At 66.0% G+C, this 12,397-nt stretch carries 8 protein-coding genes; 2 read left to right on the top strand and 6 right to left on the bottom strand.

The window, feature by feature from the left end; translation table 11 throughout:
* Window positions 1-4: 4 nt before the first annotated feature.
* Window positions 5-2,743: a DNA mismatch repair protein MutS gene (gene mutS / locus WI560_RS01255; RefSeq protein ID WP_375306574.1), complete on the top strand. Its 2,739-nt coding sequence runs from the start codon at window positions 5-7 to the stop codon at window positions 2,741-2,743.
* 111 nt (window positions 2,744-2,854) lie between these two features.
* Here the strand turns inward: mutS and WI560_RS01250 are convergent, their stop codons facing one another.
* From WI560_RS01250 to WI560_RS01225, 6 genes are all read right to left on the bottom strand, one after another.
* Window positions 2,855-4,531, bottom strand: coding sequence for a PAS domain-containing protein (locus WI560_RS01250; protein ID WP_375306573.1), 1,677 nt, complete (start codon window positions 4,529-4,531; stop codon window positions 2,855-2,857).
* A 365-nt stretch (window positions 4,532-4,896) separates the two neighbouring features.
* Window positions 4,897-5,703, bottom strand: a complete 807-nt coding sequence (locus WI560_RS01245) for a hypothetical protein (protein ID WP_375306572.1) — start codon at window positions 5,701-5,703, stop codon at window positions 4,897-4,899.
* Between the two features lie 200 nt (window positions 5,704-5,903).
* Complete coding sequence (locus tag WI560_RS01240; RefSeq protein WP_028133787.1) at window positions 5,904-6,413, bottom strand: OsmC family protein; 510 nt, start codon at window positions 6,411-6,413, stop codon at window positions 5,904-5,906.
* Between the two features lie 53 nt (window positions 6,414-6,466).
* Window positions 6,467-7,252, bottom strand: a complete 786-nt coding sequence (locus WI560_RS01235; protein ID WP_375306571.1) for an ABC transporter ATP-binding protein — start codon at window positions 7,250-7,252, stop codon at window positions 6,467-6,469.
* A 4-nt stretch (window positions 7,253-7,256) separates the two neighbouring features.
* Window positions 7,257-8,102 carry an ABC transporter permease gene (locus WI560_RS01230; RefSeq protein WP_375308970.1) on the bottom strand — a complete coding sequence of 282 codons (846 nt, stop codon included), beginning with the start codon at window positions 8,100-8,102 and terminating at the stop codon, window positions 7,257-7,259.
* A 237-nt stretch (window positions 8,103-8,339) separates the two neighbouring features.
* Complete coding sequence (locus WI560_RS01225; protein ID WP_257197188.1) at window positions 8,340-9,311, bottom strand: aliphatic sulfonate ABC transporter substrate-binding protein; 972 nt, start codon at window positions 9,309-9,311, stop codon at window positions 8,340-8,342.
* A 188-nt stretch (window positions 9,312-9,499) separates the two neighbouring features.
* Here WI560_RS01225 and WI560_RS01220 point away from each other — a divergent pair, with 188 nt between their 5' ends.
* Window positions 9,500-12,289, top strand: coding sequence for a [protein-PII] uridylyltransferase (locus WI560_RS01220; RefSeq protein ID WP_257197189.1), 2,790 nt, complete (start codon window positions 9,500-9,502; stop codon window positions 12,287-12,289).
* Window positions 12,290-12,397: the final 108 nt, after the last annotated feature.

Below are 12,397 nucleotides of genomic sequence, written 5' to 3'. Positions count from 1 at the left end.
GCCCATGACGATGCAGCAGCCGATACAAGCACCGCCCCCCGACGAAGCGCCCGCACCGCCGGCGGAAGCCGCCGCGCGCGTCACGCCGATGATGGAACAATATCTGGAGATCAAGGCGGCGCATCAGGGCCTGCTGCTGTTCTACCGGATGGGCGACTTCTACGAATTGTTCTTCGAGGATGCCGAGATCGCCTCCAAGACGCTCGGCATCGTCCTGACCAAGCGCGGCAAGCATCAGGGCGCCGACATCCCGATGTGCGGCGTGCCGGTCGAGCGCTCCGAGGATTATCTGCACCGCCTGATCTCGGCCGGTCACCGCGTCGCGGTCTGCGAGCAGACCGAGGATCCTGCCGCCGCGAAAGCGCGCGGCAACAAGAGCGTAGTCCGCCGCGGCGTGGTGCGGCTGGTCACGCCGGGCACGCTGACCGAGGACACGCTGCTCGACGCCCGCGCCAACAATTACCTGCTGGCGATCGCGCGCGCCCGCGCCTCCGGCGGCGGCGATCGCTTCGGCCTTGCCTGGATCGACATCTCGACCGCCGAGTTCATGGTCACCGAATGCGCGAGCGGCGAGCTCGCCGCGACGCTGGCGCGCATCAACCCGAACGAGGCGATCGTCACCGACGCGCTCTATAACGACAGCGAGCTCGGACAGACCCTGCGCGAGCTGCCGGCGGTGACGCCGCTGACCCGCGACGTGTTCGACGGCGCCACCGCCGAGAAGCGGCTGTGCGACTATTTCGCGGTCGCGACCATGGACGGGCTGGCGCAGCTCACGCGGCTCGAGGCGACCGCCGCGGCCGCCGCAATCACCTATGTCGACCGCACCCAGGTCGGGAAGCATCCGCCGCTGTCGCCGCCCGCGCGCGAGGCCTCGGGCGCGACCATGGCGATCGATCCGGCCACACGCGCCAATCTCGAGTTGACGCGGACGCTCGCCGGCGAACGCCGGGGATCGCTGCTCGATGCGATCGACTGCACCGTGACCTCGGCGGGCTCGCGCCTGCTGGCGCAGCGGCTGGCGGCGCCGCTGACGGATGCGCCCGCCATTGCGCGCCGGCTCGATGCGGTCAGCACCTTCGTCACCGATTCGGCCGCGCGCGAGGACATCCGCAGCATCCTGCGCGGCGCGCCCGACATGTCGCGGGCGCTGGCCCGTCTCTCGGTCGGTCGCGGCGGGCCGCGCGATCTCGCCGGCATCCGCGACGGCATTATCGCCGCGGACCAGGTGCTGACACGGCTCTCCGAACTGGATGAGCCGCCGCAGGAGATCGCGGCGGTGATGGCAGCGCTGCAGAGGCCGTCGCGCGAGCTGGCGACGGAATTCGCCGGCGCGCTCGACGAGCAGCTGCCGCTGATCAAGCGCGACGGCGGCTTCGTCCGACAGGGCTACGAGCCGGCACTGGATGAAGCGCGAAACCTGCGCGACGCCTCGCGCCTGGTGGTGGCCTCGATGCAGGCCCGCTACGCCGACGCGACCGCCGTCAAAGGCCTCAAGATTCGCCACAACAACGTGCTCGGCTATTTCGTCGAGGTCACGGCGCAGCACGGCGACAAGCTGATGTCGGCGCCGCTGAACGCGACCTTCATCCATCGCCAGACGCTGGCGGGCCAGGTGCGCTTCACCACCTCCGAGCTCGGCGAGATCGAGGCCAAGATCGCCAATGCCGGCGATCGTGCGCTCGGACTGGAGCTCGAGATCTTCGAGCGGCTGTCAGCGAAGGCGATGGCGATCAGCGACGATCTGCGCGCCGCGGCGCACGCCTTTGCCCTGCTCGACGTCGCGACATCGCTCGCAAAGCTCGCGGTCGACGATCATTACGTGCGGCCGGACGTGGACGATTCCCTCGGCTTTGCGATCGAGGCCGGCCGCCATCCCGTGGTCGAGCAGGCCCTGAAGCGCAATGGCGAGCCGTTCATCGCCAATGCCTGCGATCTTTCGCCGGCGCCTGGCCAAAAGTCCGGTCAGCTCTGGCTGCTGACCGGCCCGAACATGGCCGGCAAATCGACTTTCCTGCGCCAGAACGCGCTGATCGCGCTGCTCGCCCAGATCGGCAGCTTCGTGCCGGCCACCCGTGCGCGGATCGGCATCGTCGACCGCCTGTTCTCGCGCGTTGGCGCCGCCGACGATCTCGCCCGCGGCCGTTCCACCTTCATGGTGGAGATGGTCGAGACTGCGGCGATCCTCAATCAAGCCGGCGAGCGCTCGCTGGTCATCCTCGACGAGATCGGCCGCGGCACCGCGACGTTCGACGGCCTCTCGATCGCCTGGGCCGCGATCGAGCATCTGCACGAGAGCAACCGTTGCCGCACCCTGTTCGCTACGCATTATCACGAGCTGACCGCGCTCTCGGCCAAGCTGCCGCGGATGTTCAATGCCACCGTGCGGGTGAAGGAATGGCAGGGCAATGTCGTGTTCCTGCACGAGGTGCTGCCGGGCTCGGCCGACCGCTCCTACGGCATCCAGGTGGCCAAACTCGCCGGGCTGCCGCCGGCGGTGATCACGCGCGCGAAGTCGGTTCTCTCCAAGCTAGAGGCACAGGACCGCGGCCAGACCGCGCGCGCGCTGGTGGACGACCTGCCGCTGTTCGCCGTGCCCTCGCGCGCCGCAGCGGAAGCCGCCCCGCCGAGCGAGGCCGAGCTGCTGATGGACGCGGTGAAGGCGCTGCACCCCGACGAGATGTCGCCACGCGAGGCGCTCGATGCGCTCTATGCGTTGAAGGCCAAGCTGCCGAAGCAGTGACGGTGCCGCAGGGTGGGCAAAGCGAAGCGTGCCCACGCGCATCTGCTGGATCGCGAAGAGATGGTGGGCACGGCGCGCGAGAGCGCGCCCTTGCCCACCCTATTGTCTATCCTATGCCCGGTTGGCCATCGCCGCGGCTTCCGCCGCAGCGCGCTGCATGCTGGTCGACATCTCGTTCGTGACGGTGCTCTGCTCCTCGATCGCCGCGGCCGTCGACGTCACGTATTCGCTGACATTGTTGATGGCCTGCTTGATCGAGCCGAGCGCGCTGACGACGTCGCCGGAGATGCCGTTGAGGCTGCCGATCTCCGCGCCGATCTTGTCGGTGGCCTGCTTGGCCTGGTTGGCGAGGCTCTTGACCTCCGAGGCGACCACCGCGAAGCCGCGGCCGGCTTCGCCCGCGCGTGCCGATTCGATCGTGGCGTTGAGCGCGAGCAGGTTGATCTGTCCGGTGATGTTGTTGATCAGCTCGACGATACCGCTCATCGCCTGCGCGGCTTCCGTGAGGCGCTGCGCCTGCGCGTCCGCGGTGGCGACCTGATCCACCGCGCTCATCGCGGTCTCGCGCGATTTGGTCATCGCCTCGGAGATCTCCCGCACCGAGGCGTTGAGCTCCTCGGAACCCGCCGCGACCGATTCCATCATGCCGCGCACGCGCTCGTTGCCCATGCGGACCAGCACCTGCCTGGTGACGTCGGTGGCATATTTGACGACCTTGAACGGCTTGCCGTTGAGATCCATGATCGGATTGTAGGAGGCTTGGATGTAGACCTCCTTGCCGCCCTTGCCGATGCGCTTGTATTCGGCGGCCTGGTATTCGCCGCGGTTGAGCGCCGCCCAGAACTCGCGATAGGCGCTGCTGTCGCGCTCGCTGGGCTCGACGAACATGCTGTGATGGTGGCCCTTGATCTCGGCCAGCGAATAGCCGAGCGCGCCGAGGAAGTTGGCGTTCGCGGTGATGATCGTGCCGTCCATGTTGAACTCGATCACGGCCTGGGCCTTGTCGATCGCTGCGATCTGGCCGGCGAGATCGGCGTTCTTCAGCTTCTCCGCGGTCACGTCGGTCGCGAACTTGACGACGCCGTAGGGCTTGCCGTTCTCGTCGAGCAGCGGGTTGTAGGAGGCGAGGATCCAGACCTCGCGGCCGCCTTTGCCGATGCGCTTGAACTCCCCGGCCTGGTAGTCGCCGCGGTTGAGCTTGGCCCAGAACTCGCGATAGGCGGCGCCGTTGCGCTCGGCCTCGGCGACGAACAGGCTGTGGTGCTTGCCCTCGATCTCGGACAACGAATAGCCGAGCGCCTTGCAGAAATTCTCGTTGGCAGTGACGATGGTGCCGTCGAGCCTGAACTCGATCACGGCCTGGGCGCGGCCGATGGCGGCGATCTTCGAGGCATCCGTCATGCTGCGGATCTTCTTCGCGGTGATGTCGGTCGCAATCTTGGCGACCATCACCGTCTTGCCGTTGCCGTCGAGCACCGGATTGTAGGATGCCTCGATCCAGACCTCGTGGCCATCCTTCGCGATCCGCTTGAACTCCCGCGCCTGATACTCGCCACGGTTCAATGCCGCCCAGAACGCCTTGTACTCGGCGCTATCGCGCTGGTCGGCCGGCACGAACATGGAATGATGCTTGCCCTGGATCTCGTCGAGCCGATAGCCGAGGGCGTCGAGGAAGTTCTTGTTGGCCGTGATGATCGTGCCATCAAGGTTGAACTCGATCATGGCCTGCGAGCGGCCGATCGCATCAAGCCGGGCTTGGGCATCAATCTGGGACTTGCGACCGAACATCAAGAAATCTCCATCTCGAAATTGCGTGGACAGCTCGTCGGGGAAGTGACCGTTGCGGCGAAACAGCCGTACTCAAATCTACAATTCCCGCGAGTCCCCTGCACTCGGATGCAGCTCGGACGAGTTCGCGCCGATGACGGCGGAAGCGGGTACGCAGGATGTTCGTAAGGCAAAAGCTCGAACAAAGTTCTAATAGACGTATCGGAAATCGGCGGGTGCCGAAATGACCACTGCTCGCGTCGCGATCAGCGCGACCGGCGGCACGGTTTTGAAATGACGCATCTCATTCAACGGCTTACGAAGATGCCGCGCTGCATGCCGGACACGGACTTTTCGCCACCGCCGTCGCGCTCTGATCCGTAGTCTTACGGCTGCGACGTCTTGTGCATCGCTCGCCGACCGATGCCCCACAGCGTCAGATTCCAAGCAACGCAGGTGCCGAGCGCGAGGCACAGACCGACGCTTGATCCGAACGACACCACTGCCACGTGCAGGACGGCGATTGCCGTGCCGAATCCGAGCAGGCCCCACGCGGAGTTGGCGAGCACGGCGGCTGTCGGCGGGCCGCCGATGCGCGGATGCAGGATCACCATGATGCTGGAGAACACGACGGGATACAGCGCGATGATACCGCTGATGCGAGGCCCGACCCAGCCCGAGGTCGAGACCACGATGGCGACGAGCGTCGCCACCAGCGCAGCCCGCATCGGAACGTCATACCAGCGGCGCGTCACCAGCGGCATCTTCACGTGGCGGTAGCCGGCCAGCAGCGGAATGCAGATACCGAAGGCGATCAGGTTCGCGGCCAGTCCGGCGGTGAGCGACCATTCGAACTGACGGACGATCGACGCAAGCACGATCCAGACCGCGACCGCGCTGCCACAACTCACCAAAAGGTCGTACCGCTGCGCCAGCACGACATAGGTGAGGCACATGAAGATGGTCGCCGCATTGATCGGAAGACTCGCCAACGCGCCCTGCGCGATGAAGGCGGCGTCGTGGTCGAGCGCGAGGAAGACGTAGGACGGGCCGGCTGAGATCGGCAGGGTCGCGACCAGCGCGCCGATCACCGGTCCTGCGCGTTCGGTGATGATCGACGCCGTCACGACGAACGTCGCCGCGATCGCCATGCGCAGGAGCAGCAGGAGGATGAAATGGAGGTCGGGGGACATTCTGTCTGTCATTCCGGGGCGCGCAAAGCGCGAGCTCTGGTGCGAAATTGCGCACCTGAGAATCCATAACCACAGCCGGAGTGGTTTATGAGCTGAAGCTACGGCCGTCTGAAATCACGACGGCCTGGGGTTATGGTTCCCGGGCTCGCGCCAAGCGGCGCGCCCCGGGACGACACCGATGTTGTGCTGCGTCTCGCGCCTCACATCCGCTGCATCGACACCGAGACCTTCGGGCCGTTCTTGATGGTCTGGTAGACCACGCAATAGCGCTCGGTCAGCTTGAGCAGGAGATCGAGCTTGTCCTGCGGCGCGTCGGTGTCGACCTCGAAGCGCAGACGGATCTCGGCGAAGCCGACCGGGGTCTCCTTGTCGATGCCGAGCGTGCCGCGGAAATCGAGATCGCCCTCGGCATAGACGTTGCCGGTCTTCATGGGCACCTCGATCGCGGTCGCAACCGATTTCAGCGTGACGCCGGCACAGGCGACCAGGGCTTCGAGCAGCATGTCGCCGGAGCAGAGTTCGAGACCGGAGCCGCCGGTGGCCGGATGCAGGCCTGCCATCGCGATGGCGCGGCCGGTCTCGACCTTGCACGCGATGCCTTCGCTGTCGGTGGAGCCCTTGGCTTTCAGTGTGATCAGCGCGGTCTTGGGATCGGTTTTGTAGCGCTCCTTGATCGGAGCCTGCATCTGGCGCAGTTGGACGGCGTCCATCTTGTTCTCTCCCGGAAAGATTACCTTCGATGTACCGGCTCGAAGCGAAATTGTCACCACCACATGGCCTGACCGGGACCCTGGGTTGCGTCACGGTCGGGCACGCTCCGGTCCAGCGAGCGGTCGAGTGACGTCAGCACGCTCCGCTTGAAATTCTCGAACAGCGGCGAATTGCGGTCGCGCGGCCGGCCCAGATTGATCTCGATCTGGTCAAACAGCCGCCCGGGACGTGGCCGCATCACCAGGACGCGGTCGGCCAGCACCACGGCTTCGTCGACGTCGTGTGTGACGAGAATGAGCGTCGGCCGCGTGTCGGCCCATAGATCGAGCAGATGATCCTGGAGATCCCTGCGGGTAAAGGCATCGAGCGCGGAGAACGGCTCGTCGAGCAAGAGCACCTCGGGCTGCGGAACCAGCGCGCGTGCGATCGCGACGCGCTGCGCCTGCCCGCCCGAGAGCTCGCGCGGCCAGGCCTGCGCCTTGTCGGCGAGTCCCACGCGTTCGAGCGCGCGCATCACCTTCTCGCGCCGCTTCGCCGCCGGCAGATCGGCAAGTCCAAAGCCGATATTGTCGGCGACGCTGAGCCAGGGCAAAAGCCGCGGCTCCTGGAAGATGATGCCGATCTTGGCATGCGGCGAATTGATCGCCTCATTGTCGAGCGCGACCGTGCCCGAGCTGGCGCGATCAAGGCCGGCGATGGCGCGCAGCAATGTCGACTTGCCGCAGCCGGAGCCGCCGATGATGGCGATGATCTCGCCTTGCCTGATCTCGGCGGAGAAGCGCGCCAGCGCCTCGACGCCGTTGGGATAGGTCTTGCTGACCCGATCGAGCGCCAGCATCGCGTCACGCTCCCTTGGTGCGGCCGAACGCGTCCTGCCAGCGCAGGAAGGGCGCGGCCGCGACCTCGATCAGCCAGTCGGTGAGCTTGCCGAGGATGGCGAAGATCACGATGGCGGCGAGGATCTGCGCGGGCTTGCCGAGCTGCTGGCCGTCGAGCAGGAGATAGCCGAGGCCCTCGGAGGCGCCGATCAGCTCGGCCGCAACCACGAACATCCAGCCGAGACCAAGCCCGACGCGCAAGGATACGACATAGGCCGGCAGCACGGCGGGCAACAGGATGCGGCGGATCATCGCGAAGCCGGAAAGGCGGAAGGTGCGTCCGACCTCGACGATCTTGCGATCGACCGAGAGGATCGCTCCCATCACGCCGAGATAGACCGGGAAGAACACGCCGACCGCAATCAGCGCGACCTTCGAGGTCTCGAAGATGCCGAGCCAGAGGATGAACAGCGGCACCCAGGCCAGCGACGGGATGGCGCGCAGCGCCTGCACGGTCGGATCGAGCAGCCGCCGCGCCAGCGACCAATAGCCGGAGATGGCGCCGAGCAGCGTGCCTGCGACCACGCCGAACGCGAAGCCGAGCGAGACCCGCCACAGCGTCGCTGCGATGTGGCGGACCAGCTCGCCGGAGCGGGCAAGCTCAGCGATGGTGGCAAAGACGCGCGAGGGCGGCGGCACCAACCGCCCGTTGGACCAGCCGAGCCAGACCGCGAGCTCCCAGCCGAGCGCGAGCGTCAGCGGCAGCAATATCCCAAGCAGCGGCCGCGCATAGCGCGACATGCGCGAGGGCGCGGCAGCGCTTTCGGCTTGTTTTGAGGTTTGTTGCAACACTTGCGCGTCGGAGATCATGGTCATTAGCAAGCGCGTCTGGTCGGGGAATGCAAGGGCGTGCGGCTATCTCCGCCGTCGTCCCGGACAAGTGAAGCGCCGAACCGGGAGCCATCACCACGGGCCGCTGTCATTACGGGATTTGGGATAACCATCTTCGCGTCCAACCCCTCCCTGGGGCTGTGCCGTCCCGGGTTCGCTTCGCGCCCCGGGACGACAGCGGAGTTTGTTGCGCGCGGCTTGCCCTTTCCCTGCGAACTAATTCGTCGGCAGCGGGACCTGGTCGTCGATCAGGGCATCCAGCGTCGCCTTCACGTCGACCTTGGCGTCGACGACGCCGGCCTGCTGCAGCGCGAGGCCGGCGGCAAGGATCGACTCGCGCTGCGGCGCGCCGATACGGCTGTGGGTGAGCTCGGTGCGTTCCTTCAGCTGCTTGTCGACGACGGCCTCGGGAAGCCTGGTCACGGCGATGAAGGTCTTCTTCAGCTCGTCGTAGTTCGCCAGCGAATACTTTCGCGCTTCCTCGTACACAGCGAGCACGCGGCGGACGGCATCAGGATGGTCCTTCAAGAATTGCTCGCGCACATTGAGGATGCCCCAGGTGTTGGCGTCGGCCTTGCGGTAGAACAGCTTTGCGCCTTCCCCGACCTCGGCCTGCGCCATCATCGGATCGAGGCCGGCCCAGGCGTCGACGTCACCGCGGATCAGCGCGGTCTTGCCATCGGCGTGCTGCAGCAGCACCGGCGTGATGTCCTTCTCGGTGAGACCGGCACCAAGTAGCGCACGCACCAGGAAGATGTGCGGATCGGTGCCGCGCGTCACCGCGACGCGCTTGCCTTTGAGGTCGGCGACGCCAGCAATCTTGGAATCCTTCGACGTCACCAGCGCCGTCCATTCAGGGCGCGAATAGACATAGATCGACTTGATCGGGTTGCCGTTGATCTTGGCCACGAGCGCCGCCGAGCCCGCGGTCGAGCCGAAATCGATCGAGCCGGCATTGAGGAATTCGAGCGCCTTGTTGGAGCCGGCCGACTGCACCCAGGTGACCGTGATCCCGTCCTTGGCGAACTCCTTCTCGAGCAGTCCCTTCTGCTTCAAGACCATCGACACCGGATTGTAGGTCGCCCAGTCGATGCGGATTTCCTTGAGCGGATCCGCCGCCTTGGCCGCAGGCGTCACGGCGAGCGCAAACGCGCCCGCCAGCAGAATGCGTCGTGTCATCCAGATCATGCCCAGCCTCCTCCAAAACTTGATTGTTTTTCAAGGAGTTATATCTGGAAATCAACGAGAAAATCCGTCCCCTGAAGGCCCGCCGGCCGAGAACAGACTTGCCCGAAGCCGCGGCTTTCCAGCATGGAACGACTATTGCCAGAGAATGGCGGGTGACAGCGCCCGTCACCTCTTATATCCGGTGAGATATGGACAGCATCGCGACTGAGCAGAAGACCGGGGTGGACGATCGATTCGACACCGCGCGGATCACCGCCGCGGTCGATGCGCTTGCCGAAAAGCATCAGGGACGCGAAGACGCGTTCCGCACCGCCATGGCGCAATTGCTCAAGGCCGAGCTGATCGCGGCGCGCGCCGCGGCACAGGAAATCCTTTTGAAGGACCGCCACGGCCGCCGCTGCGCCGAGCGGCTGTGTCACGTCCAGGACGAGATCATCCGCATCCTGTATTCTGCGGCGACCCGTCATCTCTACCGCTCGCCGATCCCGAGCGGCGCCGAGCGCATGGCGGTGGTCGCGACCGGCGGCTACGGCCGCGGCCTGATGGCGCCCGAATCCGACATCGATCTGCTGTTCATCCTGCCCTACAAGCAGACCGCCTGGGGCGAGCAGGTGGCGGAGGCCATCCTCTATTGTCTCTGGGACATGGGGCTGAAGGTCGGCCACGCCACGCGCTCGGTCGACGAATCGATCCGGCAGGCGCGCGGCGACATGACCATCCGCACCGCGATCCTGGAGACGCGCTTCCTCACCGGCGACAGGCCGCTTTATGACGAGCTGGTCGCGCGCTTCGACAAGGAGGTGGTGCAGGGCACCGCCTCGGAGTTCGTCACCGCAAAGCTCGCCGAGCGCGAGGAGCGGCATCGCCGCGGCGGCCAGTCGCGCTACCTGGTCGAACCCAACGTCAAGGACGGCAAGGGCGCCCTGCGCGACCTGCACACGCTGTTCTGGATCGCCAAATACGTCTACCGCGTCCGCGACACCAGCGAGCTGGTCGAGCGCGGCGTGTTCGACGCGCAGGAATATCGCAGCTTCCGCCGCTGCGCCGATTTCCTCTGGTCGGTGCGCTGCAATCTGCATTTCTACTGCAACCGCGCCGAAGAGCGCCTCTCCTTCGACCTCCAGCGCGAGATCGCGGTGCGGCTCGGCTACACCTCGCATCCCGGCATGCAGGACGTCGAGCGCTTCATGAAGCACTACTTCCTGGTCGCCAAGGAAGTCGGCAACCTCACCGCCATCCTCTGCGCCAAGCTCGAGGATCAGCAGGCCAAGCCTGCGCCGGTGCTGAGCCGGATGATGGCGCGGCTGCGGCCGAGCACGGTGAAGCGGCGCGTCCCCGACAGCGACGATTTCATCGTCGACAACAACCGCATCAACGTCGCCGCGCCCGACGTCTTCAAGCACGATCCGGTCAACCTGATCCGCATCTTCCGTCTCGCGCAGAAGAACAATCTCGCCTTCCATCCGGATGCGATGCGCGGCGTGACGCGCTCGCTGGGCCTGATCAACGCAGGCTTGCGCGAAAATCCCGAAGCCAACCGGCTGTTCATGGAGATCCTGACCTCCGACAACGCCGAGATCGTGCTGCGGCGGATGAACGAGACCGGCGTGCTCGGCCATTTCATCCGCGCCTTCGGCAAGATCGTGTCGATGATGCAGTTCAACATGTATCATCACTACACCGTCGACGAGCACCTGATCCGCTGCATCGGCTTCCTCCAGGACATCGAGCGCGGCGGCGTCGAGGAATTCGCGCTCGCCAGCGATCTCATGCGGAAGACGAGGCCCGAGCACCGCGCGGTGATCTATATCGCCACGTTGCTGCACGACGTCGCCAAGGGCCGGCCGGAGGATCACTCGATCGCCGGCGCCAAGGTGGCGCGCCGGCTCTGCCCGCGGCTCGGCTTCAGTCCGGCCGACACCGAGCTGATCGCCTGGCTGATCGAGGAACATCTGACCATGTCCACCGTCGCGCAGTCGCGCGACCTGTCCGATCGCAAGACCATCGAGAATTTCGCCGCGGTGGTGCAGTCGGTCGAGCAGATGAAGCTCCTGACCATCCTGACCACGGCCGACATCCGCGGCGTCGGTCCCGGCGTGTGGAACGGCTGGAAGGCGCAGCTCTTGCGCTCGCTGTATTACGAGACCGAGCCGGTGCTCACCGGCGGCTTCTCGGAGGTCGATCGCGGCAAGCGCCTCGCGGCCGCTTATGCCGAGTTCCGCATGGCCTTTGCCGAATGGCCGGCGGACGAGCTCGATGCCTATATCGGCCGCCACTATCCGGCCTATTGGCTCAAGGTCGAGCTGCCGCGCAAGATCCGTCACGCCCGCTTCGTCCGCTCCAGCGAGCAGGCCGGCCACAAGCTCGCGATCAATGTCGGCTTCGACGAGGTGCGGGGCGTCACCGAGCTGACGATCTTCGCGGCCGACCATCCCTGGCTGCTCTCGATCATCGCCGGCGCCTGCGCCTCGGCCGGCGCCAACATCGTCGACGCCCAGATCTACACCACGACCGACGGCCGCGCGCTCGACACCATCTCGATCTCCCGGGAATACGACCGCGACGAGGACGAGGGACGGCGCGCCACCCGCATCGGCGAGATGATCGAGGACGTGCTGGAAGGCAAGCTGCGGCTGCCGGAGGTGGTGGCGCGGCGCACCGTGCGCAGCAAGGCGCGGCCCTTCGTGATCGAGCCGGAAGTGACCATCAACAACCAATGGTCCGACCGCTACACGGTGATCGAGGTCTCCGGCCTCGATCGCCCCGGCCTGCTCTACGAGCTGACCACCGCGATCTCGAAACTGAATCTCAACATCGCCTCAGCCCATGTCGCGACCTTCGGCGAGCGCGCGCGCGACGTGTTCTATGTCACCGACCTCCTGGGCGCCCAGATCAACGCGCCGACCCGCCAGGCCGCGATCAAGAGCGCGCTGACCCACGTGATGGCCGGCGACAAGGCGGTTCAACCGGCGGCGTGAGGCCTACCGTTCGAGCGCGTCTCTTTCCACTTGTCATTCCGAGGCGATGCGGAGCATCGAGCCCGGAATCCATCGAGCCACTCATCGCGCGGATAAATGGATTCCGGG

The organism is Bradyrhizobium sp. A11 (assembly GCF_042077125.1).
In the GTDB taxonomy this organism is placed as follows: domain Bacteria; phylum Pseudomonadota; class Alphaproteobacteria; order Rhizobiales; family Xanthobacteraceae; genus Bradyrhizobium; species Bradyrhizobium japonicum_B.
Note: the sequence above shows the minus strand (reverse complement) of the source record. Positions and strands in the feature narration are given on the sequence as shown.